Source organism: Vibrio sp. ABG19, assembly GCF_029962385.1.
Taxonomy (GTDB): Bacteria; Pseudomonadota; Gammaproteobacteria; order Enterobacterales; family Vibrionaceae; genus Vibrio; species Vibrio ostreae.
Genome location: NZ_CP071707.1, coordinates 491,989 through 517,689 on the forward strand (window position 1 = coordinate 491,989; position 25,701 = coordinate 517,689).

Below are 25,701 nucleotides of genomic sequence, written 5' to 3' on the forward strand. Positions count from 1 at the left end.
GATTTAGAGTAACGAAAGAAAATGGATGACGCGCAACGTTGAGCTGCTGACTCTGATGTGTGTCCCGTTTTAATGCACCAGCCAGATGAAAGCGTGTCCTCTTTAGGCTCTAATGCTGATTCTGTTTTGGTAAATCATTCAGGAAATCGCCGCCTTCATGTTAGAATCGCACGCTAAGGTAGAGCTTGGCTCTACAATTTCGGTTACTAATTCAGAGTTCGTCCATGTCATTTTCCAAACTGGGGTTAAGTGATGCCCTGACACAAGCTGTGGCAGCACTTGGTTATCAAAAACCTACTACCATTCAAACCAAAGCCATTCCGGTCATTCTGCAAGGTCAGGATCTGATCGCGGCGGCGCAGACCGGTACTGGTAAAACCGCCAGCTTTGTTTTGCCGATCCTGCATAAATTGCAGGGCCGTCAGACCGAGCGCAAGAAACGCGTACGCGCTTTAATTCTGGTTCCGACTCGGGAACTGGCGATTCAGGTGGCGGAAAAAGTAGCCCAATACGGCCAACACACCGGTTTAACGTCGATGGCGATGTTTGGTGGCGTGGATGAAAAAGCGCAAAAACAACGCCTGATTGAAGGAGTGGATGTGCTGGTGGCGACGCCGGGTCGTCTGCTGGATATGTATGGTCAGCGTGCGGTCTATTTTGAAGAGATCGAAATGGTGGTGCTGGATGAAGCCGACCGCATGCTGGACATGGGGTTTATTGAGCCGATCAATAAAATCATCGATCGTCTGCCAACTGAGGTACAGTTCCTGCTATTTTCGGCCACTTTGTCGCACAAAGTGCGTGATCTGGCTAAGACGGCTGTGAATGATCCGTATGAGATTAGTATTGCTGCTAATCAGGCGTCTAAAGCGAATATTGAACAGTGGCTGGTCACGGTGGATAAAGACAAGAAATCCGCTCTGCTGAGCCATCTGATTCAGGAAAACGACTGGGATCAGGCGCTGATCTTTATTGAAACCAAGCATGGTGCAGCCAAGCTGGCATCGCAGCTGGAAAAACGTGGTATTCATGCTGAAGCGTTTCACAGCGGCCGCAGCCAGGCGGTGCGTGTTCAGTTACTGGAAGATTTTAAAGCCGGCAAGATTAAATATATGATCGCAACCGGCGTTGGTGCGCGCGGTATCGACATCCACGAATTGTCGCGGGTGGTGAACTACGATTTGCCATTCCCGGCCGATGAATACGTGCACCGTATTGGTCGTACCGGACGGGCGAATGCCAGTGGTGAAGCGATTTCGTTTGTCTCCAAAGACAATTTTAAAAATCTGTGCATGATTGAAAGCCGTCTTGGTCATTTGATCGAGCGCAGAGTCGTGGAAGGCTTTGAACCGAAAAAGCCGGTGCCGATTTCCATTCTCAATTATGTTCCAAAAAGTAAACGAGAGCCGAAGGCATAAGCGGCTTTCGCTGCTGACCAGCTAGTAACGGTTTACATCGGGCCGCGCAGGCAAAACTTGCGCGGCCCTTTTTGTTTCAATATTTTATCAGGATCTGCTTAATCATCTGTTCAGGGAGCTGGCGATAGGATCCAGTATGACCGAGTACTCAAACCAGTCCGTTGGCAAGATAATAATCGGCGAATGGATTGAATTAACCGGTTTGATTCTCTGCTGTTCATGTTCAATACTTGCAGGAATTTCGCCGTAAAAAATTGGTAACTTTACTCTAAAAGAGGCGAAATAGTCGTAAGTCGTGATTAAACGTTGACTGTACCCGTTTATACACATGCCCGAGGTTGATACGCTGCGCCGGCAGCAGGATTAAGACAATAAACTGCGAGGACTCATCGCATGGACTGGCAACAACGCATTTTTGAGTACCTGTTTACAAAGCATGTGAAACCATCACAGAATGTTTTGCACTCCTCACGCTCGTCGCGTGAAGTATTGATCAGGCGGTTACGCGCTCAGATCTCGGCGGGTTACATCGAAAAAGATCTGCTGCAGAAAGTCTTGCCTGATTATCATTGTGAGGTGGGGCAGGATGTGAATGTGAGAAAAATCCTGCTCGCATTGGAAGCGCAAGAAGGCGAGCCGTGAGGTGGTGGAGAAACAAAAAAGCCAGCGTTCAGGGCTGGCTTCTGAATCAGTTTTGTGCTGCTTTGACGCGAATGGTGCTCTTGGCAACACTGGTCATATTCAGTGCGGCGATTGCTGCTTTGGCTTCTGCCAGTTCAGGCATTTCAACGAACGCAAAGCCCTTCGACTGACCCGTTTCCTGATCAAGCACCAGAGTGCATTCTTTTACAGTACCGTGAACAGAGAAAAGCTGACGAATTTCGTGCTCGGTTGTGGTGCGAGCCAGGTTGCGGACTAGAAGTTTCATGTTGAACCATTAATTGGGTAAAAACGGCCTCCATTGTCGCAGTAATCGCCCGACGGACCAAGTGAATGTTGTCATTTCAGTGAAAATAATCATGCGTAATAACCGGCGGCTACGCAGAGCAAGGAACCATAAGCTGACCTTGCTCTGCAGTGCTGATTACGCTGGTAACAGACGCGCTAATGTCGCGATCAGGCGCTCGACTTCGGCTGGCGAACTGTTGTGAACCATAGAAAAGCGTACGACACCGACTGCCGGATTGATATCCATCGCCTCGAGCAGGCGGCAGGAGTAAAAGTGGCCGGCACCGCACAAGAGGCCTTCTTCACCCAACTGTTTAGCCAGGTCAGCCGGCAGTACGCCATTAACCGTGATGGATACTGTTGGGGCACGCTGCGCTGCAGAGGCCGGGCCGATAATACGGATCGCCGGATGCTGATTGAGAAACTCAAGCAGCGGCTGCAGAGTGGTCAGTTCGGCCTGATGCAGCAGATCGCGTACCGCCTCAGCTTTTTGCGTGGCACTGGCCTCTGGCTGGTCGGGAAAGTGATGTTGGTAAATAGCGGCAAAATAATCGGCGACCCCTTTGGCGGCTGCCACTTGCGCGTGATCTGGTCCGGCCGGATAAAGACGTTTTTCACGAAATTCACCATTGAAATAGTGGCCCTGATTAGCCAGCTTGGACGCCATGTCTGACTGAATGACCATCACGCCCAGATGGGGGCCGAATACCTTGTAAAGGGAAAACAGATAGATGTCGCAGCCCAGTGCTTTGACATCCGGCAGACCATGTCCTGCAAAAGAGACGCCATCCACTATCGTGCGCACATCATGTCGACGGGCCAGCGCGCAGATATCCGCGACCGGATTGATATGACCCAGGATATTGGAGCAGTGCGGAAATGTGAGTAACTTAGTTGCTTTAGTCAACAAGGGCTGCAAGGTGTCTAGCTCAAGCATGCCATTCACAGGATTGACGCTCCACTCTTTGACCACAATACCGCGCTCTGCCAGTCGGCGCCAAACGCCGCTGTTGGCCTCGTGATCCTGGTTAGTGACTACGATTTCATCGCCGGGTTGCAGCCATCCCATGACCGCATTGGCCAGTACATACGTGTTTTGCGAGGTTGACGGGCCAAAATAGATCTCGTCTGGCGCTGAGTTTAACCACGGTGCAAGCGCCTGGTAGCTGGCATCCATCCATTCACCTGCCTTAGCCGAAACCGGGTTGGGGTAATAAGGCTGCACTTTGAGCTGGTGGAAGTATTGGTCAAATTTCTCCAGTACCTGACGGCATAAATAAGAGCCGCCGGCGTTTTCAAAGAAGGCTTTATCGTGCAGAGAAGGTTCGGCAAACGCCGGAAATTGCTGGCGTACAAAATCCATATCGAGTGTAGTCATGGTTTCTATCCTTGGAGCTGAAAGGGTGAAAGGCTTGCTGGTGGTCATGAGAGCAAGCGGTAACTTAGCTTTCAGTATACGCTTTGATATATGCCGCTTTCTTGGCAACCTGAACTTGAAATACAAGGCTGAATGCGATAAATCAGTCATAAAATGGATTTATAAGGTATACATCGTGCAATCTATTGCGTTAGACCGCCAGGATGTTCGCATTCTGGAATTGTTGTTGCAGGACAGCCGTATTGCGCGGCTTGAACTGGCGGAAGCGGTTAACCTTTCGGCATCGCAGTGCTTTCGCCGTCTGAAACGGCTGGAAGAATCGGGGATTATTGAACGCTATTCCGTGGTGTTGAACAGTGCGAAAGCGGGCTTTGATATCAACGCACTGGTGATGGTGCAGTATCGTAAATCTGAACCGGATGCGCGCCGGCAGTTACTCGATTTAATCGCGCAGACGCCGATCATTCATGAGTGCTATTCCATCACCGGCGACAACGATTTTGCCCTCAAGGTCAGTTGCACTACCATGAGCGAATTTAACCGCCTGATTAATGAAACTCTGCAAACCCGTTTTATTTCCGGCATGCACTCTTACATGCTACTGGAGTGCTTTAAGCATCAGGTGGCGTTGCCGCAAACAGTGACAAAATAAAAGCCCCTTACGGGGCTTCAGCGTGTTGATTAACGAGCTTCTTTTAGTATTTTTTTCGGCTCTTTGCTTTTCATCCACAACATCAGAGCAGCGAGTACCACAAATGGCACGACAGGATCGAGCAGTGTGCCCTGTTTACCGAAGATCAGGTTCAGGAGCATCACGATGCTGGCACCAATTGCCCAGGCAATGGTTGAGGATACCGACCAGATTTTCAGTTGATCCGACAGCTCGGTAATCCCCAGAGTACGGCTGATAATGTGGAAGTAGGAGTCATTAAGGTGAGAAAAACCTACCGGACCTACCGCACATGCCAGAGCGACAAAGACCGGATCCAGACCTAATGTTTCCACCAGTGGCAGCGTCATAGTGGCGGCGACCATCATAGAGGCGGTTGCAGACCCCTGGATAAGGCGCAGCATGGATGCAATCGCCAGCGGTACTAACAGGGGCGGAATACCACTGCTGGCAATCGCCTCTGCAACCTGAGGGCCGGCACCAGACGCTTTCAGTACCGCGCCCATAGCGCCGCCACAGCCGGTCACGACCAGAATCAGGCCAGTGGTCGACAAAGCATCGTCCATCGAACCGACCATATCTTTGCGATCGATATTGCGGGTGAGGCCATACAGAGCAAGCAGTACACCAATACCGACCGCAACGACCGGGTTACCCAGCAAAGAGATTATGGCATAGAACAGTGAATCATCTTTAGTTACCAGTGTATTTACCAAAATCAGAACGATAGGCAGCAGAATCGGGCCAAATGACAGGAAATTACCTGGCAGATGACGGTCGTCGGTTTCCTGAACTTTTTCCAGGTTCGCCCAGTCGGCCTGGCTGGTAATCCAGTTTTCACCATTCGGGACACGGTAGTATTCTTTGCCTACTTTACGGATGTAGATTAGGGACAACAGCATCATAGGTACTGACACAATCAGGCCCCACAGCATGTACACACCCAGATCCACATTAAGGATACCCGCAACAGCGACCGGGCCCGGAGTTGGCGGGACCATAGCATGGGTGATCAGCAGGCCCAGAGCCAGTGTTACACCAAGGCCAACGGCAGACTTGCCTGTATTGCGCGAAATAGCGCGAACAAGGGAATGAAGAATGATGTAGGCAGAGTCACAGAAAACCGGTATAGCAACCAGCACGCCGGTAAACCCGAGAGCAACGTCCTCACGTCCTTTACCGCACAGTTTCACAAAGGTTTTGGCCATGCGTACCGCCGCGCCGGAGCGTTCAAAACAGGCGCCCATGATCACCCCAAAGGCAATGATCAGACCAATACCACCGAGCACTCCTCCGAAGCCGGATTTGATCGCATTCACCAAATCAGTCGGCGCCATGCCAGCAAATAAGCCCATGATAATACTGGCGATGATCATTGCCAGTGCTACCGGGATACGAGTCTTGATGATCATAACCATCATGGCCAGGATCCCAAGGATAATACCAATTAAAGCAGCGTCCATCTTTCTGTCCTTTTTATAATTTGTCCGTCTTACGGTTGCATATGGCCCTGCCTTTGCCGCCAGGGCAGGCATTCGCAGGGGAGTTGCTCATGAGTTACAGGTAAGGTTTAACCCAATCCAAACCTTGCTCTGTGGTGGTTTTCGGTTTGTACTCACAACCGATCCAGCCGTCGTAGCCGGAGTCGTCGAGCACACCGAACAGGTATGGGTAATTGGTTTCGCCATCACACGGTTCATTGCGGTGTGGCACGGAAGCAATCTGGATATGACCGGTAAACGGTGCCAAATCGCGGATCAAGATGTCTAAGTCCCCGTCCATGATCTGGGCATGGTAGAGATCCAGTTGCAGTTTGACGTTTGCGCGGTCAACCTGCTTGATGAGTTCCACCGCCTCGCGCTGATGGGCAACGAAATAGTTCGGCACATCACGGCTGTTGAGTGGTTCTATCATCAGTTCAATACCATGTTCGGCTAAGATGTCAGCGGCATAGCGGATGTTGGCGATAAAGGTCTCGACATGCTGCTGCCGGCTGTAGGCCGGATCAATGATGCCGGACATGGCATGCACTTTCTTACACCGCAGCGCTTTGGCGTACATAACCGCCGTGGCTACGCTTTGCTTAAATTCCTCTTCGCGGCCAGGCAGGGCAGCCAGACCTTTCTCGCCGTTATCCCAGTCACCCGGGGGCATGTTAAACAGCGCTTGTTCGAAGCCATATTTAGCCAGTTCATCGGCCAGCACTTGTGGCTCAAACGCATACGGAAACAGAAATTCAACCGCTTTGAAGCCAGCCTGATGCGCTTTGGCAAAACGCTCCAGGAACGGAACTTCGGTAAATAGCATGGTGAGGTTTGCTGCAAATTTAGCCATTATTTGCCTCTCCCTTTCAGGTCTTCCACTTCTGCGTCAGTCAGGTAGCGGATCGGATGTTTATCAAGCAGGAACATCAGACGTGCGGTCTCTTCCAGTTCTTCGGCGTTATCGACCGCATCTTCCAGGTCGGAGCCAGTCACCACCGGTCCGTGGTTGGCGAGCAGAAACGCACGGTAATCGGCGGCGCGTTTAGCCAGTTCCTCGGCGATGCGTGGTTCGCCGGGACGCAGATAAGGGATCACCGGCAGCTGACCGATGCGCATCACGTAGTACGGCGTGAACGGACGAATAGCATTATCTGAATCCAGGTTATCGAGGCACGACAGTGCGGTCAGATAAGTAGAATGCAGGTGCACAATCGCATTGCAGTTCGGATTATTGCGGTAAATTGCCAGGTGAAACGCGACCTCTTTCGATGCGCGTCTGCCGGATATCAGATTGCCTTCAATATCGACCACCGACAGCTCTTCAGCCACCAGGCGGCCAAACGATGAGCCGGTTGGTGTCGCAAGAAAATTGCCATCCGGTAGTTTCAGAGACAGGTTTCCCGCCCCGCCGGTTGCGTAGCCGCGTTCAAACATAGAACGCGCAAGACGCACCATTTGTTCTCTCAGTTGTTGTTCGGTCATGAATAAAAATCCTGCGCAGTGGTAAAGAACGGCTCATCGCCAAAATTGCCTGACTTCAGTGCCAGAGACAGTGAGCCATCGATAGATTTCACCCAAGGCACGCCCGGGGCGATTTGCGGCCCGATATGGAAACCTTTGACACCCAGGCTTTGGGTGACGGTGCCGGAGGTTTCTCCGCCCGCGACAATAAAATTGCGTACGCCGAATTCCTGCAGCTGATGAGCCAGACGGCTGAAGAACAGCTCAACCGCTTGGCTGGATACGGCTGAACCATAACGAGACTGAATTTGTTGCAGTTTGTCTGCGTCTGCAGTGGCGTACACCATAGGAGCGCGAGCGTTGTTCAGGTTGGCGGTAACCCACTCAAACACCTGCTGAACGTAATTGTCATCGTTCAGACAAGCCTCGACGTCAACCGCGAGTGATGGGGCTAATGCTTGGTAATGCTTGACCTGCTTGTTGGTCATCAGTGAGCAGGAGCCGGACAGCACGACACTGGAGGCGGCCTGTGGCAGGCCTGCCGCTTTGGCATCGCTCTGATCGGCCAGATGCTGCGCCCAGTTGTGAGCAATGCCTGCCGCGAGGCCAGAGCCTCCGGTAATCAGTTTGAGTGATTTGGCTGCCTGACCCAGAGTGGTCAGGTGTGCACTGTTGAAAGCATCCACCACCGCGTAGCGCTTACCGCTTTGCTGCAGCGTTGCGAACTGTTCGACTACCGCCTGCGCGCCTTGCTCGATCACTTGATAGTTGACCAGACCGGTTTCACCTTTGGACTGGCGATTCATCAGGCGAATCACACTGGAATCAGTCATTGGGGTCACCGGATGATGACGCATGCCGGATTCATTGAGTGGTTCGCCCAAGACAAACAGATGACCATTAAATACCGTGCGGCCGTTGACCGGCAGAGCAGGGCACACAATGGTGAAAGATTCATTGAGGGCGTCGAGCAGGGCATCGGTCACAGGACCAATGTTGCCTTGCTCGGTGCTGTCGAACGTCGAACAATACTTGAAATAGAACTGCTGGCAGCCCTGATCTTTGAGCCAGTGCAATGCCGCCAGTGACTGGCTGACCGCCTGTTCGGCCGGGCATGAGCGTGATTTAAGGCTGATCACGACTGCGTCAGCATCCACCTGAGTTTGTGCGTCCGGTACGCCATTCAGCTGTACGGTGCGCATACCGTTTTCAACCAGAAAGCCTGCGATATCAGTAGCGCCGGTAAAATCGTCTGCGATGACTCCGAGTAACATCATTATTTCTCCGTGCCAGGTAGGTTGATACCATCAAAGATTTTGATCACGGCACTGTCATCTTGCTGGCCGTAACCTGAGTTGCTGGCCGAAGTAAACATGTTGAGTGCGGTACTGGCCAGCGGTAGAGGAAAGCGCAGATCTTGCGCCGTGTCGGCAACCAGATTGAGATCTTTGACGAAAATATCGACCATGGATTTTGGTGAGTAGTCGCCGTCGACGACGTGTTTCATGCGGTTCTCAAACATCCAGGAGTTACCGGCGGCATTGGTTACCACGTCGTACATCAGATCGAGTGGAATATTGGCACGTGCGGCCAGTGCCATCGCTTCAGCACCGGCGGCAATGTGCACGCCCGCCAGCAGTTGATGAATGATCTTCACGGTGGCACCCAGGCCTATTTCAGTGCCGATGTTGTAAACTTTGCCCGCGGTGGCTTCCAGTACCGGTGCCAGTTTGGCAAACGCCTGCTCTGAGCCTGACGCCATGATGGTCATGTCACCGGCTTCGGCCTTGACCGCACCGCCGGATACCGGCGCATCCAGCATCAACAGATCATAGGCATTCAGGCCGGCTTCAATCTCTTTTGCATCCTGGGCTGAGATGGTCGCTGATACCATCACCGCGGTTTTCGGTTTCAGGCTGGCAGCCAGGCCAGAATCAAACAGTACGGCTTTAACTTGTTTGGCGTTGATCACCAGCAGCAGTACCGCATCTAAGTCTTGAGCGAACTGCTTGGCATCATTGGCGACGGCTTTGGCACCGTAGCTACCTAACGTTTCCAGTGCCGTCGGGTTGAGGTCGACACCGTATACATCCAGTCCGGCGCGCACACAGGATTTCGCTGCACCCATTCCCATCGAGCCTAAGCCGATAACAGCAACTGATTTAACTGTTTGATTATCCATGTGAATATCTCGCTCTAATCGTGTTAAAAATGTTAATTTGTGTTCTTTGGTGTGATTATATGTGAATTTGTGCGCATTTTCCTGTGGTGTTACTCACAAAAATTACCATCCAGTAACAGTAATGTGAAAAATAGCCCCTGAATCACAGTGATATGAGCAGAGTAGAGCATGTTTCGAGGGACTGTTTCACAATAGTTAACACAACTTCACAGATGTCAGCTTGGTTGATAAGATGGGGTTATCATTACTTGTCACGTAAGCCACTATGATTCCAGCAGAACGCCACAAAACCATTTTGTCCCTCCTTTCACAGCAAGAAGTCATCAGCATCAATGAGCTGGTTGAGCAGTTGGCTGTATCACACATGACGATTCGGCGTGATATCGCCAAGCTGGAAAAGCAGGGCAAGGTGCTGTCTGTGTCGGGAGGAGTGCAACTGAGTAGTGTGTTACATCATGAACCTTCCCATGATGCTAAGGCGACCCAGCACGCCGATGAAAAAGCCCAGATTGGCCAGATAGCCAGTCGGCTGGTGCCTCGCAATGCGACCGTCTATTTAGATGCCGGTACCACGACGCTGGAGATCGCACATCATTTAGCGGCGCGGGATGATCTGCTGTTCATCACCAACGATTTTGTGATTGCAGCTTATTTAATGCATAACAGCGACAGCGATCTGTATCACACTGGCGGACGAATCGACCGCGAGAACCAATCCTGTGTGGGAAGCAAAGTGGCGGATTTTCTGGCCGGTATGAATGTGGATGTGTCGTTTGTCTCGACTTCTTCCTGGAACCTGCGCGGTATTTCCACTCCGAGTGAGCCGAAAGTGATTGTGAAAAAATCCGTGGCGGCTGCGGGGCAAAAAGTGATTCTGGTGTCTGACTCTTCTAAATATGGCAAAGTGGCCGCGTTCCATGCACTCGATATTCAAACTTTCGATGCCATTATTACCGATAGCGCATTCCCGGACAGTGTTCGTCAAGATCTCGAAGAGAAAGGCATTCAGGTTCTGATGACTCCGGGGGACGACGTGCCTCAGATCCGTTCTGCGTGAGAAGCAACCGATGACAAGCCACGTGAGGCCAGTGAGCGGATAAACAGTGTTGCGGTAAATCGTTTAAGTTATGCACAACTTGCAGTTTTTCGCTGATATATAACGCATGCAGTATAATTTTCATTATTCATCTTCCTCTCTGCACGATAAAGTATAAGGACTGGCGGCATACTGGTTGTCGCTTTATTGTCACAGCGTCAAAGGAGAGGGATTTGAAATACGATGTCGTGGTAGTCGGGGCCGGTTCGATGGGAATGGCAGCAGGTTATTTCCTGGCCAGACAAGGTAAAAAAGTACTGCTGATGGATGCGTTTGATCCGCCTCACCATCATGCCAGTCACCATGGTGAAACCCGCATCATTCGTTACGCTTACGGCGAAGGCAAAGAATATGTTCCGCTGGCATTGCGGGCAAAGGCGTTATGGGAAGAACTGGAACTGCACAGTGGCCAATCGCTGTTCCTGCAGACCGGTGTGCTCAATATGGGCGAAGAGAGCTCGCGCTTCATTCAGACTCTGATTGCCAGCGCTGAAAAATACCAACTGCCGCTGGAAATTCTCAATGCCGAACAAGTGCACGCGCGTTTTCCGGGCATTACGTTACCAGAAAACTACATCGGCTGTTTTGAATCGACATCGGGTGTGTTGCGCTGCGAAGATTGCATCGCCGCCTATCGCGATCTCGCTCTGGCGCACGGTGCAGAGCTGCTGGCTTATCATCCGCTGCAGGATATTAAAGCCGATGACCAAGGCGTAACCTTATACAGCGAAGATAAAATCATTCGCGCCGATAAAGTGATTATTTCAGCCGGGGCCTGGGCGACCAAACTGATGTCCAAGCTTGATTTTGCCCTGCCGATGCAACCCAACCGCAAAACGTTTGCCTGGTTTGAAGCCGATGAAGAGATTTACGGACAAACTGTATTTCCTGCTTTCTCGTTCGATTCCCCACAAGGGATCTACTACGGCTTTCCGAGCATTGACGGCGCGGGGCTGAAGATGGGGCGTCATGACGGTGGTGAACGTCAGGATCCGGATCAGGAGATTGCCGAGTATGATACGTTGACTGACAGTGTGGATCTGGAACGATTTTTAGCGACTGTAATGCCGCAAACGCAGGGTCTGATGTATGGCAAAACTTGTATGTACAGCATGACGGCCGATGAACACTTCATTATTGATACCCACCCGCAACATGACAATGTGATTATTGCGGCTGGTTTCTCTGGTCACGGTTTCAAGTTTGCCAGCGTGATTGGTGAGATTTTGAGTGACTTGGCTGCCAAAGGGGCAACCGAGCACGATCTCTCGCTGTTTTCACTGCAGCGTTTTCGCTGAGGCTGAATGACATACGACAGCGCAGGAATTGTGTAGAAAGGAAGCGAGCGCTTCCTTTTTTCATCTCTGACTGTGTGTTATCCGGCGACTTTTATATCGTGTTGCCAGCTCTGGGCAAGAAAATCGATAAACTGGCGCACAAGTGGCGTCTGGTAGCTGCGCGATAAATAGACCGCCCATAAGCCACTGCTCGGGGAATGAAACTCAGGCAGCACCCGCATCAGTTCGCCGCTTTCCAGATAGGGGTTAGCCAAATCACAGGGTAACCAGACAATGCCGTTGTGGCTGAGTGCGGCGCGGCGCAAAATCGCCATATCGTTGGCACTGATCGTTCCGCTCACTTTGACGGAAAAATGTTGGTTATCCCTGACAAAATCCCATTCATGCCCGGTGAGATGGACGAAGCAGTTATGCCGCGCCAGATCGCTCGGCTCAACAATTGGATTATGGCTTGCGAGATATTGCGGACTGGCACAGACCACGGTATCAACGATGATTAAGCGGCGGGCGATCAGGCTGGCATCCGGTTGCTGGGTAAAGCGCAGCGCAACATCGATCCGGTCATCGACCAGTTGTGACAGGCGATCTGAGGCCAGAATATCAATCCTTACCTGAGGGTGCAGTTCGGTAAATGCTTGCACGGTATCGAGCAGCAGGTGCTGGGCGAGACCTATCGGCGCTGAGATGCGGATGCTGCCGTTCAGTGACTGCGCCTGTTCCAGCGCGCGAATCTCCAGTTCTGCTGTCTGGTCGAGGATCTGTTCACAATGTCTCAACGCTTCTTCACCAGCAGCGGTCAGGCTGACCTTACGTGTGGTGCGATGTAAAAGGCGTTGTTGCAGCCAGTCTTCCACTTCCTGTACATGGCGTGAGACCTGTAAACGGCTCAGATTCAGATTATCGGCGGCTTTGGTGAAACTGTTGGTATTGGCCACTTCAACAAAGCTGCGCATCGCGGTCAGTCGATCCATAGTGATGCCTGATTAGTAACTTAGATAGATACAATCTACATCATTTATGCGCATTTATCACCAGATCTCGAGCGACTATACTGGTTTGCGTTGATTAAATCTAATTCGATTCCATTGAGGAGTATCAAGATGAAAGTAGCAGTATTCGGTGCAACAGGTTGGATTGGCAGCCACATCGTTGAAGAAGTGAAAGCACATGGTCATGACGTGGTTGCCATTGCCCGTGACCCGTCTAAAGTGACCGCAGAAGGTGTCGAAGTGCGCCAATTTGATTTGAGCGGTGATGCGAAGCTGGCTTCGGTACTGGAAGGCGTGGATGCGGTGATTGCTTCTATCGGCGGCCGTGCGGCGGGTAACCACGAAATCGTTGCCAATACAGCGAAAAACATGCTTGAGCAACTGCCTGCAGCCGGTATTGAGCGTCTGCTTTGGGTTGGCGGCGCCGGTTCACTGGAAGTGGCTCCGGGTATTCAGCTGTTCACCGTACCTGACTTCCCGGCTGAGTATAAGTCTGAATCTCTGGCTCAGGGTGACGCTTTGCAAGTATTCAAAAACAGCGACAGTGCCGTGCAATGGACGTTCATCTGTCCGGCTGCAGAGATCTTCCCTGGCGATAAACAAGGCGCTTACCGCGTGACTGTCGACCAGTTTATGACTGACGCAGAAGGCAACAGCCGCATCTCTGTTGCTGATTACGCGGCGGCGCTGGTCGATGAGCTCGACAGTGGCAACCATCTACGTCAGCGGATTGGTTTTGCTTACTAGGATTGGTGTTGCTTAATAATTGGTTAGCAAGTCACGTCGATCGTAAGCTACGTCGAACGCAAAGAGTTCGTCACCACAGATTCGTCCGCCTGTTTGGTAACCCGATTTGCCAATTGAGTGAGACGCAGCCAGCCGCAAGGCTGGCTTTTTCGTATCTGCTCAACTTGAGTTGCAATCAAAGCAGTAAGTGCTTACTTTTTGTCCGCGCCTTAAAATCTGGCGTCGTGTGTCAGATAGGGCTGCCATCACGTTTGCCATAAACGGAGGATAGAGCAGGGGGCGATAATTCCACTGGTGGTGTGAGAGAGTAATAAAGTCTCATACTAAAATGGCAGCGTTCTCAGTCGATACGCTACCATTCCTAAATCGAAAATGCCCCAAAATTTGTTAGCAACGACGATTCGTTCAGTCTCGTTATGAAAGTTTGACATAGATTTTATCATCCATGCGGTGCCTCAAAGGTATAGGCTTTGTCAGATTGACTAATGAGTTAGCATGAGATAAGTTATTGACTTGAGGCTAGATGGAAGCCTGCTCACTCCAATAAGGCAAACTCTTTCGAGAACCATAATCCTAAATTGTATATTTTGTTCTTATTTGTTTCGGCGGGAAGATGAAAATTAGGAGTGGATTTACTTGGCTTTTCGTCTAGGGATCTAAGAACATGAATATTACTCAATCTTTCATTTCAAATATCAAAAAACGAGCTAAAAAAATTCAAGTTGATTCAGATATTAAGCATACCCAAGCACTTGAATTAGCGGCAAAAGAAGCTGGTTTTCCCAATTACTATGCACTATTACAGCATTCTAAAAAAGCTAACAACCACAAAGCTAACATAGTTAATGCAAATAAAGGTATGGATGGTGTTAATAAAGAATTCGCGATGGCTCAAGGCAATAGAGGTAAGCAGCTTAATCCAAATCAGTACAGCTCTCTATTGGTGACCTTTGATGATGATCTAATGGTCAATGAGTTAGAGTATGAAGGCACGACTCCCAAACTTATTAGACGTAACTTTAAGACCGAGTATCTCGATAAAGGTTTTGCAACTGATATAGGTGCAAGGATACTAAGTTTCGCTGAAGTTAAGCACCGTGACTTGGATATAGGTTACGGTTCAAGATTACACGAGTGGGGATACATCTGTGTTGAGTTCTTGCGAAACAAAAACAACCCTTGGACTATTGAAGACGCTAATAAAATTGCAAAAGAACGTATAGGATCTAAATTTGGCTCTTGCTACCGTGAATTCTTTTTCATCGATGGAAAATATGTAAATAACCACATCGATGATGAAAGAACTTTAGCGTTAGACCTCGGAGATGATATACAGTATTGCCCAGCAATTGATGGTTATCATGACAACTATAGCTAAATACTAACTAACTTAATTAGTCCAGTTTAGAGTCAGCTGCTTCCTAGCTGGCTCACCTTTGCCCCATTTCGTGCTGGAGAAGGTAAATGCGCCCCGTCTAACTTCAATAGTTTTTCATAGATTTTCTAATACCAAAGAACTTTTCCGAGACAATCAGTTAAGAGTGCAACTCAAACTAACTTCGCGCGTTGATTTTGTCTTGTAACATTTCGATAGCAAGCTTTAAGTTTTCTTGTCTCTGATCATCAGCAGCCAAACGCAATACAGCTTGGATGATTGGGTCAACCTGTGTTCGGCCTCCCTCTTCGTGGTAGCGCAACAACCCACACACTTCGATGGTTTTCCATCCTTTACCATGCTTGTCCCCCTTATGCCTATAGGTTATCCCAGGCACCAGTGCGGTGATGTGGTCTTCGTACCTATCGTAGTGTGCATGGACGATAGTGTAACTCGATGACCGAGCGGGGAATTTGCTATAAGTAGGGGATTTGGTAATTAACGATGTACCTTTGTATCCATTACATTCTTTACAGGAGACACAGAGGTTCTCTGGGTGAAACATCCACTTATCAAAATTGTTTTTGTGCATGATATGTTCTAAATCCCAATCCCCACCATGCAAGGAAGGTTTGTGAACCTTACAATAAGCACAGCAATATTCTTGCTGTTCGATGTAATGTCGTTTCATTCTAGCTTTGAGTTCTGTCACCGCCGGATCCGCCCATTTTTCATCAGGGGATACGTTTTTTTCCAACACGCTTGTGATGATCGCTTCGTCATCTTCGTTCAGAGCAAAAGGGGTCATAGATACCCTCCTGCCAACAAAGTCGAGCGCATAATTCCCAGTAAGACTCTGACTTTATCGTGTTCTTCCAATTGAGATTCAAAGCTCAATAGCCAATTCGCAGTTATTAACGTTTCTTCGGGAGGGTTTTCTCTCTTACAGACAGAATCCAAGACCTCAATAATTTGAGTAATCAAATATTCATTGTTATTGCCTGGATTATGGAACAACGTGGCCAACTGATAATCTGCGGAGCGCTCTTTATGAGGGCGAGCATCAATTAACTTGCGATTAACCATATCGTACACGCAACTATTTGAAGCGGAGATGTCTGATACAATTAAGGGAGAGTGCGTTGCGATAAGAAAATGGCACCCTTGATAGCCTGAAAATGAGTCCTTAAGAATGTCTACAAACTTCTCTTGCCATTGCGGATGAAGGCTGATTTCAGGTTCATCGATGCAGATCAGTGCATCATCTTCTATAGAAGAAATAATACCCAAAAAGAGCAAGAATAAGCATTGTTCGCCAGAACTACGCTTAGCTAAGCCCGTCAGAGGTACATCTGATATATCAAGATCGTCTACATAATTTGAGGGACTTTTTGTGTGACGAACTGTCTCAAGATTTTCTAGCTCGATAAGTCCAGCCCTAAGCAGAGTGGAAACGACGTGACGATCAATGTCAACGTCAGAAAAGGTCTCTTCGTGTTTTCTTAAGTGTTTTAATGTAAAAGCATTGCGATCTAAAGAAAGAAGGAATTCTGGTTGTTTGTAGATTTCTTCACAATATTGGATTAGTCGAGGGCGTTCAGAATTCTGTGTCAGCTAATTTTGGCTAAATATCTAAGACGTCATCCAAGCGACCTTCAAAATGAATCGCCAGTTGAGACAATGTCATATTCCAATTCTGTATTGGCATTGTCCATTTGTTAGAAGCATTCAATATCCCAGCATACAGTAGCTTGAGCAAGCTATTTTCATTTGGGAACCCTCCCTTAGTTTTGGTCAGTTTGCGGAATTGGCGATGTACGGCTTCAATAGCATTTGTCGTGTAAATAGCCTTTCGGACGTATTCTGGATATTTGAAGTAAACCGATAAATTTGCCCATTTGTTCCGCCAGGAACGAATCACTATTGGGTATTGCTGTCCCCATTTGGCTTCCAAACGATCCAACTCCATCTCGGCCGCTTCTTTACTCACAGCCCGATAGACTGGCTTCAAGTCGGCCATAAACGCCTTCTGATGCTTAGAGGCAACATATTTCATAGAGTTACGGATTTGGTGAATGATGCATTGCTGAACTTCTGTATCAGGATAGATGGTTGCTATCGCTTCTGGGAAGCCTGTTAGCCCATCTACGCAGGCGATCAAGATATCTTCAACGCCACGGTTATACAAATCTGTCAGCACTGATAGCCAATAGTTTGCCCCTTCTGACTCTGATAGGTACAGCCCAAGAAGTTCCTTTTTACCTTCAATGTTTAACCCTAGGATTGTGTATATCGCTTTACTGACATAGCGTCCGTCTTCTTTAATTTTGTAGTGGATTGCATCGAGCCAGACAAACGGATAGAGCGCATCGAGCGGACGTTGCTGCCACTCCTTCAGTTCAGGTATCAAACGGTCGGTAACACCTGTGATGGTGGCCTCAGAGACATCAATGCCATACATATCTTCGACGTGACCACGGATATCACGGTAGCTCATACCGAGCGAGAACATGGATAGGATCTTACGGTCGATCTCATCGGTCAATTTAGTCTGGTTCTTCTTAACTAACTGGGGTTCAAATGTTCCAGAGCGGTCGCGTGGGGTATCCAGTTCAAACGTGCCGACAGAAGACTTAATCGTTTTCTTGCTTGAGCCGTTCTTACGGTTAGGTTGCTCATCACCTTCAAGGTGCTGTTCGAGTTCTGCTTTCAAAGCAGCTTCTGTGATTTGTTTAATGAGCGGAGTTAAGAAGCCATCTTTACCTGTCAGGTCTTGGCCTGACTGAAGGGCTTTAATAGCTTGTTCTAGATCGAAGTCTTTGTTCATGTGTCATTCCTGTTTTGTATATCATACTGAAATGACACAGATTTCTAAACACTACCGATTAGTCCAAGGATTTCTTCTTGTTCATATTCTTCTAGGGCTTCCTTCAGTATCAGAGCTGTTTTTGGCTGTAATTGTTGGCCATTTTGCAAATTTGTAAAGTCATCGCTAGAAATAGCCACATTAAAACGCAAACGCAATAAACCACCAAAATCGAACTTATGCAGGAAATTTGTTAACGCAGCAAGTTTTCTCGTTTCAAATTTTTCGTTGCCCAATAATTGTTGAATTGCTTTCGATGCGATACGTGTTGAAGGTGCTTGAAATGGTGAATAAGGTTTAGAACCTACGTAGGCATAAAACCCGTTTTGTCGAATGTCCTTCTTGTTCTTCCATCTTTGTTGGAACTTTTCAAACTGACTCGTTGACGCTGCAATCAACTTTCTTGGTAAAGGAAGGCCGAACCTTTCCCCTAATAGACTCCACTGAGCAGAATATTCCTTTACATCACGGACTGCTGTAGCTACGTTAGGTTTGTCGCTATTGAGCAACTGAGAGTACATTTCTTGATAATAAGCACAAGTATCAACTAACAGTTGCGTTTTTCCACACCCGTTATTTCCTATTATTACAGTAAAAGCGTTCTCTTCAGTTGGCCCCAAATGCCAAAGCTCATGATTTGCTATAGTATTAACTCTGAATCCCATGTGATTATCCACACTATCCGATTGCATTAATATGGAATTTCTCACATATAAGTTAGTAAGTATAGTAGTTGCGGCCTGTTGGCAGTTAATTGTACGTTTGCCATACTTCTAGTTATTCGTCATGAGCTAAATTAGTAAAGTTGCTAGCACGCTTTTGTCCAGAAACGTTTTTCAACGGATGATGAAGACAACCAGTATGATGCTTTAATATTCAGCGGTAGCCCGATTCAGACTTGGTTGTAGAAATTAGTATGAATCCTTTTTTTGGGGTTACGTGTCATTTAGAACGGTACGAACAGGGTTACTTGGCTGTTTAGTATGAAGCTTTACTCCTCTCCCACAGGTGGGCGCTTTAACAGGCAAACGGGTGTCTCAGGCTATGAACGGCACTGAATAAATCTCAATGCGACACGTTTTTATTGCGAAAATCCATTAACCTGTTAACGTTCAAAAGTCATGCAACAGCATGACTTTTTTCATTTCTTTCTAGCGTTCGCGGCTTAACAGCAGTTTATTCTGATTATAAAAAGGCATCATCATGGACTATTTCAGCAGTACGGTACTTCTTGCTATGTTTCTTATCTTTGTCGGTTCGTTTGTGCAAACGGCGATTGGATTTGGCCTGGCGATTGTTGCTGCACCGCTGCTGATCATGGTATCGCCTGACTATGTACCAGCGCCGATTTGTCTGGTGGCACTGTTTATTTCGCTGTTGAGTGCATTCAAACATCGCAGCAATATTTCCATCGGCGGCCTGAAAATGGCGCTGATCGGTCGTATTCCGGGCTCGATTGCCGGCGGAATGCTGCTGGTGTGGGTCTCCACAGAAGTACTGACTTTATGGCTTGGACTGCTGGTACTGTTTGCGGTAGCGGTCAGCCTGCTACCGTTTCGAATTGAGCCGACCCCGGCCAGGATGGGCGTTGCCGGTTTCTTCTCCGGCTTTTTTGGTACCAGCAGCGCGATTGGTGGTCCGCCGATGGCTTTGCTGTTGCAGCATCAGGAAGCCAATCAGTTGCGCGGCAACTTATCGGCCTTTTTTGTTTTCAGTTCCATCATCTCACTGTTGGTTCAGATCCCGACCGGCTTTCTGACCGTGCACCACTTACTGATCACGATTCCGCTTATCCCGTCAGCGTGGCTCGGTTACGTATTGGCGCGCAAAACGACTCAGACGCTGCCGAAAGAAAAAATCCGATCCGGCGCGCTGGTATTGTGTTTACTGAGTGGCTTGACCGCGCTGATGAAAGGCCTGATGTAAGTGTTTACTCTACTTGTACCTTCTGGCGTTCATCGTGTGTTAATCATACTCCCGGATAATCGATGACTCGCCTACAATGAAAAGACGAACAACAATCTTGATGACAGAGAGGTAAACAGTCAGTGCTGAGAGCAATTGGTAACATTATCTGGTTTTTATGCGGCGGCGTGGTGATGGGCCTGGCGTGGTGGTTTTTCGGCTTGCTGGCGTTTATCAGCATTATCGGAATCCCTTGGGGACGTGCCTGTTTTGTGATCGGGACCTTTTCCTTCTTCCCGTTCGGTCAGGAGGCGATTTCACGGCGGGAACTGAGCGGTGAATACGATATCGGTACCAGCGAATTTGGTGTGATTGGTAATGTGATTTGGTTTCTGCTGGCGGGGATCTGGCTGGCGCTGGGCCACCTGGCTTCAGCCGTGGCGTGTTTCATTACCATCATCGGTATTCCGTTTGCGCTGCAGCATCTCAAACTGGCGGTGATTTCCCTGGCGCCGATTGGTCAGACGGTGGTGCCGAAAGAGGTCGCAATGCGCGCCAGATATGGTCAGCGCCGTTAACTCTCAGTGAGTGGATCGCTCAATAAGCGTGAATACCAAAAGTACGCAGCCGTGCAGGCAGAATATCGTCTAACTGCTGCACTTCATCTGGATCAATTTCAATCAGGTTGAATTGATGTTCAGTATATAAAGCGCGGGTTTGCTGACGGTCTGTCTCCTCAATAGGAGCGCCGTCTGTTCCCCAGTACTGGATGTACACCTTCCCGGCCGGCAGATAAAAGTCACTCATCACATTTTGTTCAATCGGCAACGGGCGCTGATAGGCGTGCACTAAACCAGCCAGATAGAGCCAGTTGTCGATCAACAGCTCTCCGACCGAACGCACGTAATGGCCGTCCAGTGTGCGGTGTTTGGCTGCAAACTTGTGGCGAAAACTGGCGTACGATTGATCCGTTGCATGTTCATCGGCGTCCTGACCGAGAAATTCAATCACCGACTGGCGTAAATGCGGGTTGTGGCGGATGGAGTCGTGCCAGACGACAAACTTTTGCTCAGAACCTTTATCCTCTCTCTGCTGCGCGCCGACTCGTAAACCGGATGGTGTGGCAATCCAGCCGGCATCGTTTTTTGTCATCCAGCCCAGCTCACTGAACAGCTGATTGATTTTCTTCGGATTGAGTTTGAAATAGTCACCCACCTGCGTCGCGCTCATGGTTTGTCCGCTGGTGGCGCTCAGATCGATGAGCAAATTGTTCGGCCAGACGATAAAAGGTCCGAATTTAGGGTGCCGGGCGTACTCGCCACCGAATTTGGCGCCGAGGTCGGTTAAGATCCACTGATCTTCACAACGGTTGATGTAGCCGGCTTTTTTCAAATCGGCGAACAACTGCTTGGTATCGAGATTTCTCTGTTTCGCCAGCGCTGAAGTGGAGAGTTTGTCTGCCATAGAATCCGCCTTGCCTGATGTGTTGTTGTAAGTGTAACCCGCGTTGATTGCGCTCTCAGATTAGTGTAGGAAAATTGTGAGCAGGTTGAATGATTTACATTGTAAACCAGCCTGTGCTGGCGCGAGGTGATTGTCGTTTGGCCCGGTTGATTGGTAGCATGGCGTTAGTGTGGTGAGAGGCAAGCGGATGATCAAACGAGCAGGAAAAGTGATGTTACTGTTGTTGGCACTGGTGTCGGCCGCCGTCATGTGGCAGCAGGCGCAGCTTGCTGTGCTCGCCATGGCACGCATTGACCCTCTGCCATACACTCGTCAACTGGTAGCCGCACAGCATTATGCAGAGGCTGCTGAGTATCTCGGCTTCTTTATGCAGTATGATTATGTCAGCTCCGATCCCCAAGCCCAGTCTCTGGCGGCCAGTATTGCAGATACCCGCAGTGAATGGCGCTATCAACTGGCGAAATTGCAGCAGGGATTAGTGGACGGAACCAGTGATGAAACCATTGGTCTGACCGCGGCGGTAGTGACGGATTTTCTTGTGATTGGTGATGTACGTGATTTGACCCGGCAGGGATTGAATCTTGTTCGGGGCGAAGAAGTGGATGACACTCTGGTTGCACTGGCGTCGCTCGGACTGCTCGCCAGTGCCGCTCAAATCATGAGTGGTGTTGGTACGTTAGAAACCGCCGGCGCTGCGACTCCGGTGTTGCTGGCCAGCAGCGCCAGTAAAAGTGCGCTGGTCACACTCAAAGCGGCCAGAAAAGTAGGCAAATTACCGCCTTGGCTGGCTAAAACCCTGACCAGTGAAGCTAAACTGGCCCGGCAGTCAAAAAGCCTGGCTGGTGTTTCTGAGTTGTTGGGGGATGTCAGCGTGCTGGCCAATACACGTGGTGGGCTGCGGCTGCTGAGTCGTACCGGTAATCAGGCCGAATTGAGCCGAATGGCTCGATTTGTGCAGACCTTCGGCGAGCACAGCGCCATGCTGTATCGCCTTGGTGGCGATGTGGCGCTGCAGATGGCCCATCGGGCGCCGCAACTGGGTAAAAGCACGATAATGCTGGCGGCGACATTCGGCCAGCGCGGGTTGAGAGTGCTGGATAATCTCGGTGCGGTCAGATTTACCAAGTATGTCAGCCGGTCAGCAAAACTCGCCTATAAAGGTGATTTGTTGCGGCTACTGGCCAAATGGTTGCTGCAGTTACCACACTGGTTGCTCATGCTGTTTATCGTCCTGGCGGCTCTGATCTGGTTACCCTGGCACTGGTTTAAACGTCTTTGGGGGCGCAAAACGTTGTCTTGCTGAGTTTTTCATTCTAGAACGGCGGGATGTAATGAACATCCCGTGTTCCGTCTTATCATTCCTGTTTAACCCCATAAAATGTCAGTCAGGCATCGCAGTGCATGTCGCTGCGATGACCGCTCTGCACGCTCTGACTGCCAATCAATCGGTGGCTGATAAGCCTGCGCTGCGTCTAAGCAGGGCAGGTATTGACGGTTTGCTGGTGGTAGCAATAGTTTGCATCAGAGCAAAGCTGGGATTATGCACGCCGGCTACATTCAGTTCGTCCAGCATCAGCAGCCACAAACGCGCTGTCATTTGCGCATCCGCCAACGCACGGTGAAAGGTACCGTCATTTTCAATCTGCTTAAAGCGGACTAAATCGCCCAGTTTGTGGGTAGGTGCGTCTTGAATCAGGCGCCTGGCTATCAGCATTGAACAGGCAAATTGACCGCCATAGCGGGTATCAATCCGTTCCAGCTCTGCATCCAGAAAACGCTTATCAAAACTGGCGTTATGGGCTACCAGCGCACTGTCACCGATAAAGTCGGTGAATTCCGCCATCACTTCTGCTGCACTCTCTGCCTGGCTCAGCATGGCGTTACTGATACCGGTATAGCTTTCAATAAAGCCGCTGATCCGAACACCGGGGTTCATCAGGCGCTGGAATGTTGCGCTGATTTCACCATCCACCAGTTTCACTGCCCCAACTTCAATGGCGCGATCACCCATATTCGGTGAGAGGCCGGTGGTTTCAAAATCGAGCACGATAACGGAATGAGCAGGGTGAGACATGGTAAATATCCGGTCAGGAGAAAACCGCAAATTATACTGAATCACACGCTGGTTGGCATTAGGTATTGCCGGCGGCCAAATCCGATTTAACCATGTGTTGTACGCTATCTATATATTTGATAAGTCGCATATGTCTAACTACACTCAATTCGAAAATAACGACGAGTTTTTATACTAATTTTATTTCCTTGAAGGGGTTGGCATGCGAGTTCACTCAATTCGGTTGAAGATGATGATACCCATCTTAATTTTGGCGGTGTTGGTGTTGGCGGCGGTCGGCTTTATGCAGATCATCACTAAAATAGAAGAACGCGCGATGGATAAGCAGGCTAAGTCTTATTTTGAAGCGATCGCCACCGTGTTGAATGCTGACCGGGATATCTATCAGGCGCGGCTGGCCCAGGCGGAAATGTTATCCAATTATGGTAATCGTGCCGAGCAGCAAAAAGTGTTTGACGAGAATGCTCAGCAAGTTTTTGACCGCTTTCAGCGTTTTCGTCATTTACTCAAAGATGAACCGCAACTGATTGCGCCTTTTAGCAATTTTGAAGGCTTATATCAGACCTGGATCTCAAGCAGCCATAGCCTCAACCAGATGTTTACCGCCAATCAGACTTTGATTGCTCAAATGGAGTCCATCGATCAAGACTTTTACTCGTTACGCCATTTACTCGATGTGGCTGAAAAAGAGCTTAGGGCTCACGCAGTCGCAACGGATGGTGCTGTCGTTGACCATGATCTGATGAAGCGCTATCTGGAGGCCGTTGCCGAAGTGCTCAATGCTGACCGCGATCTTTATCAGGCGAGACTGGCTCAGCAGAAAGCGCTGACCCATATCGGAGATCAGGCTCAAAACCGTGAAGAATTTGAGCAGAATGCGTTAGAAGCAATGGGGCGGGTACAATCTTACATGACATTGATGTCCAATGAGCCCGATTATGTCAGGCCGTATGCCCGGTTTAACGAGATTTTTTCTACCTGGTTTAAGCGCAGTGAAGCCTTGCTTGATTCGAAAGTTTTGGCGTTATCGCCGGAGCATCAGGATATCCTGAGTCAGAGTGAGGAGAGTTTTGCTGCCATTCGTGATTTGCTGGACAAGGGCGGAGAAGCGGTTCGCCAGCACGCCCGTTTGATGGAACAGGAAACCGCGCAGGAAGTGGCGAGTTACCAGCGTCTGGCGCTCATCATTGTTGCCGTTGGTTTTGTGATTGCGTTCGGGATTGGTTATTACATGCCCAAACGCATCACCGAAAACGTCAACAGCGTATCACGGCGGATCAAAGAGATCTCAGAGGGAGACGGCGATCTGACTGCGCGGATCAATTCGCAATCCAAAGACGAACTGGGCGATCTGTCACGGGAATTCGATCAGTTTGTTATTAATCTGCAAGGGATCATGCGCATTATTCAGGAAAAAAGCGCGGCGGTGGGGGACTCGACCCATGAGCTGGAACAAGTCGCTGATACCGTGAATCAGATTACCCCGGTGTTGGTTGACTCCAGTGATTCGATTGTCAGTGCGGCGAGCGAGATGTCGGCGTCCAATGAGCAGATGGCGAATGTGGCGTCTGAGACTTCCAATGAATCGAGCCATGCTGCCGAGCATATTCAGCAGGGGCGGGGCGTGATCAGTTCATCGCACAAAAGTATTGACGAGCTGGTACGTAATATCGAAGTGACCATGAATAAAGCCCAGGATCTGGAGAACAATTCAGTGTCTATTTCATCGGTACTGGAGGTTATTCGTGGTATTGCTGAGCAAACCAATCTGCTCGCTCTGAATGCTGCGATTGAAGCGGCGCGTGCCGGTGAATACGGGCGGGGCTTTGCGGTGGTGGCGGATGAAGTTCGCGCCCTGGCCACGCAAACCGGTGAGAGCACCAACAAGATTGAAGAGATGATCAGCCACCTGACACACAGCGTCAATGAGGCTTTTACCAGCATTAAAATGAGTAAGGAAAATGCCAGCCAGACCGTCGATAGCTTCAACCAGGTTGTTGAGGTGTTTGATGCACTGAGCCGGTCGATGAACAATGTACGTGAATTGTCGGAACAGACTGCGTTGGCGACTCAGGAGCAGGCGACGGTATCGAATGACATCAACAAGAACATGATCGCCATGAAAGACCAGACCGATGGGGTTGACCAGGCGTCCAAACAGATTCATCGCCAGTTTAGCGCATTATCGAATTTGTACCGTGAACTGGATGAACAAGTGTCGAAATTCAGAGTGTAAACAGGATGAAGAGCGGATAGTGATGCGAAGCAGAACATGGCAGCAGCTAGCAAGGTAAGGCAGAATTCACGCTATACGAAAAACTAGACAGGAATGAAATAACGAACCTT

The 25,701-nt window shown here is 49.4% G+C and carries 25 protein-coding genes; 11 read left to right on the top strand and 14 right to left on the bottom strand.

The genetic code is table 11. From position 1 onward, the window contains the following. Positions 1-224 precede the first annotated feature (224 nt). On the top strand, positions 225-1,418 hold the full coding sequence (locus J0X00_RS02130) for a DEAD/DEAH box helicase (RefSeq protein ID WP_282476885.1): 1,194 nt from the start codon (positions 225-227) through the stop codon (positions 1,416-1,418). 393 nt (positions 1,419-1,811) lie between these two features. After that, a complete protein-coding gene (locus J0X00_RS02135; protein WP_282476886.1) occupies positions 1,812-2,060 on the top strand; it encodes a hypothetical protein in 249 nt (82 codons plus the stop codon). Between the two features lie 46 nt (positions 2,061-2,106). Here the strand turns inward: J0X00_RS02135 and J0X00_RS02140 are convergent, their stop codons facing one another. Together J0X00_RS02140 and J0X00_RS02145 are read right to left on the bottom strand one after the other, a co-directional pair. After that, positions 2,107-2,346 carry an RNA-binding protein gene (locus tag J0X00_RS02140; RefSeq protein WP_136483617.1) on the bottom strand — a complete coding sequence of 80 codons (240 nt, stop codon included), beginning with the start codon at positions 2,344-2,346 and terminating at the stop codon, positions 2,107-2,109. A 156-nt stretch (positions 2,347-2,502) separates the two neighbouring features. Continuing rightward, positions 2,503-3,744 carry an aminotransferase class V-fold PLP-dependent enzyme gene (locus J0X00_RS02145; RefSeq protein WP_282476887.1) on the bottom strand — a complete coding sequence of 414 codons (1,242 nt, stop codon included), beginning with the start codon at positions 3,742-3,744 and terminating at the stop codon, positions 2,503-2,505. 175 nt (positions 3,745-3,919) lie between these two features. On the opposite strand from J0X00_RS02145, the gene J0X00_RS02150 reads away from it, so the two are divergent. Continuing rightward, positions 3,920-4,396, top strand: a complete 477-nt coding sequence (locus J0X00_RS02150) for an Lrp/AsnC family transcriptional regulator (RefSeq protein WP_136483615.1) — start codon at positions 3,920-3,922, stop codon at positions 4,394-4,396. A 29-nt stretch (positions 4,397-4,425) separates the two neighbouring features. Here J0X00_RS02150 and J0X00_RS02155 read toward each other — a convergent pair whose 3' ends face one another. From J0X00_RS02155 to ltnD, 5 genes are all read right to left on the bottom strand, one after another. Next, a complete protein-coding gene (locus tag J0X00_RS02155) occupies positions 4,426-5,877 on the bottom strand; it encodes an SLC13 family permease (RefSeq protein WP_282476888.1) in 1,452 nt (483 codons plus the stop codon). Positions 5,878-5,971: 94 nt separating this feature from the next. Further along, positions 5,972-6,748, bottom strand: a complete 777-nt coding sequence (otnI, locus tag J0X00_RS02160) for a 2-oxo-tetronate isomerase (RefSeq protein ID WP_282476889.1) — start codon at positions 6,746-6,748, stop codon at positions 5,972-5,974. Next, complete coding sequence (locus J0X00_RS02165; RefSeq protein ID WP_136483612.1) at positions 6,748-7,380, bottom strand: aldolase; 633 nt, start codon at positions 7,378-7,380, stop codon at positions 6,748-6,750. Before J0X00_RS02165 ends, otnI begins: the two co-directional genes overlap by 1 nt. Continuing rightward, on the bottom strand, positions 7,377-8,633 hold the full coding sequence (otnK, locus tag J0X00_RS02170) for a 3-oxo-tetronate kinase (protein ID WP_282476993.1): 1,257 nt from the start codon (positions 8,631-8,633) through the stop codon (positions 7,377-7,379). The genes J0X00_RS02165 and otnK overlap by 4 nt, the downstream gene beginning before the upstream one ends. A gap of 2 nt (positions 8,634-8,635) precedes the next feature. Next, on the bottom strand, positions 8,636-9,541 hold the full coding sequence (gene ltnD / locus J0X00_RS02175) for an L-threonate dehydrogenase (RefSeq protein WP_282476890.1): 906 nt from the start codon (positions 9,539-9,541) through the stop codon (positions 8,636-8,638). Between the two features lie 265 nt (positions 9,542-9,806). On the opposite strand from ltnD, the gene J0X00_RS02180 reads away from it, so the two are divergent. Then, entirely contained in the window at positions 9,807-10,598 is a 792-nt protein-coding gene (locus J0X00_RS02180) for a DeoR/GlpR family DNA-binding transcription regulator (RefSeq protein WP_282476891.1), read from the top strand. A gap of 212 nt (positions 10,599-10,810) precedes the next feature. Beyond that, a complete protein-coding gene (gene solA / locus J0X00_RS02185; protein ID WP_282476892.1) occupies positions 10,811-11,935 on the top strand; it encodes an N-methyl-L-tryptophan oxidase in 1,125 nt (374 codons plus the stop codon). 77 nt (positions 11,936-12,012) lie between these two features. On the opposite strand, the gene J0X00_RS02190 is transcribed toward solA, so the two are convergent. Beyond that, the gene (locus J0X00_RS02190; protein ID WP_282476893.1) at positions 12,013-12,906 is read right to left on the bottom strand and encodes a LysR family transcriptional regulator; all 894 of its coding nucleotides are present in this window, start codon (positions 12,904-12,906) and stop codon (positions 12,013-12,015) included. A gap of 129 nt (positions 12,907-13,035) precedes the next feature. Here J0X00_RS02190 and J0X00_RS02195 point away from each other — a divergent pair, with 129 nt between their 5' ends. Continuing rightward, on the top strand, positions 13,036-13,671 hold the full coding sequence (locus J0X00_RS02195) for an NAD(P)-dependent oxidoreductase (protein ID WP_282476894.1): 636 nt from the start codon (positions 13,036-13,038) through the stop codon (positions 13,669-13,671). Positions 13,672-14,335: 664 nt separating this feature from the next. After that, positions 14,336-15,049 (top strand): hypothetical protein, encoded by a 714-nt coding sequence (locus J0X00_RS02200; RefSeq protein WP_282476895.1) that lies wholly within the window; start codon positions 14,336-14,338, stop codon positions 15,047-15,049. Positions 15,050-15,224: 175 nt separating this feature from the next. On the opposite strand, the gene J0X00_RS02205 is transcribed toward J0X00_RS02200, so the two are convergent. The 4 genes from J0X00_RS02205 to J0X00_RS02220 are packed head-to-tail and all read right to left on the bottom strand — an operon-like array spanning position 15,225 to position 18,577. Then, positions 15,225-15,854 carry a hypothetical protein gene (locus J0X00_RS02205; RefSeq protein WP_282476896.1) on the bottom strand — a complete coding sequence of 210 codons (630 nt, stop codon included), beginning with the start codon at positions 15,852-15,854 and terminating at the stop codon, positions 15,225-15,227. Next, entirely contained in the window at positions 15,851-16,660 is an 810-nt protein-coding gene (locus J0X00_RS02210; RefSeq protein WP_348984818.1) for an AAA family ATPase, read from the bottom strand. The genes J0X00_RS02205 and J0X00_RS02210 overlap by 4 nt, the downstream gene beginning before the upstream one ends. Positions 16,661-16,670: 10 nt before the next feature. Next, positions 16,671-17,873 carry an IS256 family transposase gene (locus J0X00_RS02215; protein WP_282476897.1) on the bottom strand — a complete coding sequence of 401 codons (1,203 nt, stop codon included), beginning with the start codon at positions 17,871-17,873 and terminating at the stop codon, positions 16,671-16,673. Positions 17,874-17,917: 44 nt separating this feature from the next. Next, entirely contained in the window at positions 17,918-18,577 is a 660-nt protein-coding gene (locus J0X00_RS02220; RefSeq protein ID WP_282476898.1) for a hypothetical protein, read from the bottom strand. 538 nt (positions 18,578-19,115) lie between these two features. Here J0X00_RS02220 and J0X00_RS02225 point away from each other — a divergent pair. Further along, positions 19,116-19,838 carry a sulfite exporter TauE/SafE family protein gene (locus J0X00_RS02225; protein ID WP_136486972.1) on the top strand — a complete coding sequence of 241 codons (723 nt, stop codon included), beginning with the start codon at positions 19,116-19,118 and terminating at the stop codon, positions 19,836-19,838. 122 nt (positions 19,839-19,960) lie between these two features. Next, entirely contained in the window at positions 19,961-20,395 is a 435-nt protein-coding gene (locus J0X00_RS02230; protein ID WP_136486973.1) for a YccF domain-containing protein, read from the top strand. 19 nt (positions 20,396-20,414) lie between these two features. On the opposite strand, the gene J0X00_RS02235 is transcribed toward J0X00_RS02230, so the two are convergent. Then, positions 20,415-21,281: a glycerol kinase gene (locus J0X00_RS02235; protein WP_282476899.1), complete on the bottom strand. Its 867-nt coding sequence runs from the start codon at positions 21,279-21,281 to the stop codon at positions 20,415-20,417. 187 nt (positions 21,282-21,468) lie between these two features. Between J0X00_RS02235 and J0X00_RS02240 the strand changes: the two genes are divergently transcribed. After that, the gene (locus J0X00_RS02240) at positions 21,469-22,584 is read left to right on the top strand and encodes a hypothetical protein (RefSeq protein ID WP_282476900.1); all 1,116 of its coding nucleotides are present in this window, start codon (positions 21,469-21,471) and stop codon (positions 22,582-22,584) included. A 138-nt stretch (positions 22,585-22,722) separates the two neighbouring features. On the opposite strand, the gene J0X00_RS02245 is transcribed toward J0X00_RS02240, so the two are convergent. Beyond that, a complete protein-coding gene (locus J0X00_RS02245) occupies positions 22,723-23,355 on the bottom strand; it encodes a 3'-5' exonuclease (protein WP_282476901.1) in 633 nt (210 codons plus the stop codon). Positions 23,356-23,584: 229 nt separating this feature from the next. On the opposite strand from J0X00_RS02245, the gene J0X00_RS02250 reads away from it, so the two are divergent. Next, entirely contained in the window at positions 23,585-25,591 is a 2,007-nt protein-coding gene (locus J0X00_RS02250) for a methyl-accepting chemotaxis protein (protein WP_282476902.1), read from the top strand. Positions 25,592-25,701 lie beyond the last annotated feature (110 nt).

Coding starts and splice junctions, on each gene's coding strand:
- J0X00_RS02130 (WP_282476885.1), top strand. CDS start 225: ATGTCATTTTCCAAACTGGGGTTAAGTGATGCCCTGACACAAGCTGTG.
- J0X00_RS02135 (WP_282476886.1), top strand. CDS start 1,812: ATGGACTGGCAACAACGCATTTTTGAGTACCTGTTTACAAAGCATGTG.
- J0X00_RS02140 (WP_136483617.1), bottom strand. CDS start 2,346: ATGAAACTTCTAGTCCGCAACCTGGCTCGCACCACAACCGAGCACGAA.
- J0X00_RS02145 (WP_282476887.1), bottom strand. CDS start 3,744: ATGACTACACTCGATATGGATTTTGTACGCCAGCAATTTCCGGCGTTT.
- J0X00_RS02155 (WP_282476888.1), bottom strand. CDS start 5,877: ATGGACGCTGCTTTAATTGGTATTATCCTTGGGATCCTGGCCATGATG.
- otnI (WP_282476889.1), bottom strand. CDS start 6,748: ATGGCTAAATTTGCAGCAAACCTCACCATGCTATTTACCGAAGTTCCG.
- J0X00_RS02165 (WP_136483612.1), bottom strand. CDS start 7,380: ATGACCGAACAACAACTGAGAGAACAAATGGTGCGTCTTGCGCGTTCT.
- otnK (WP_282476993.1), bottom strand. CDS start 8,633: ATGTTACTCGGAGTCATCGCAGACGATTTTACCGGCGCTACTGATATC.
- ltnD (WP_282476890.1), bottom strand. CDS start 9,541: ATGGATAATCAAACAGTTAAATCAGTTGCTGTTATCGGCTTAGGCTCG.
- J0X00_RS02180 (WP_282476891.1), top strand. CDS start 9,807: ATGATTCCAGCAGAACGCCACAAAACCATTTTGTCCCTCCTTTCACAG.
- J0X00_RS02190 (WP_282476893.1), bottom strand. CDS start 12,906: ATGGATCGACTGACCGCGATGCGCAGCTTTGTTGAAGTGGCCAATACC.
- J0X00_RS02195 (WP_282476894.1), top strand. CDS start 13,036: ATGAAAGTAGCAGTATTCGGTGCAACAGGTTGGATTGGCAGCCACATC.
- J0X00_RS02200 (WP_282476895.1), top strand. CDS start 14,336: ATGAATATTACTCAATCTTTCATTTCAAATATCAAAAAACGAGCTAAA.
- J0X00_RS02205 (WP_282476896.1), bottom strand. CDS start 15,854: ATGACCCCTTTTGCTCTGAACGAAGATGACGAAGCGATCATCACAAGC.
- J0X00_RS02215 (WP_282476897.1), bottom strand. CDS start 17,873: ATGAACAAAGACTTCGATCTAGAACAAGCTATTAAAGCCCTTCAGTCA.
- J0X00_RS02220 (WP_282476898.1), bottom strand. CDS start 18,577: ATGGGATTCAGAGTTAATACTATAGCAAATCATGAGCTTTGGCATTTG.
- J0X00_RS02225 (WP_136486972.1), top strand. CDS start 19,116: ATGGACTATTTCAGCAGTACGGTACTTCTTGCTATGTTTCTTATCTTT.
- J0X00_RS02235 (WP_282476899.1), bottom strand. CDS start 21,281: ATGGCAGACAAACTCTCCACTTCAGCGCTGGCGAAACAGAGAAATCTC.
- J0X00_RS02240 (WP_282476900.1), top strand. CDS start 21,469: ATGATCAAACGAGCAGGAAAAGTGATGTTACTGTTGTTGGCACTGGTG.
- J0X00_RS02245 (WP_282476901.1), bottom strand. CDS start 23,355: ATGTCTCACCCTGCTCATTCCGTTATCGTGCTCGATTTTGAAACCACC.
- J0X00_RS02250 (WP_282476902.1), top strand. CDS start 23,585: ATGATGATACCCATCTTAATTTTGGCGGTGTTGGTGTTGGCGGCGGTC.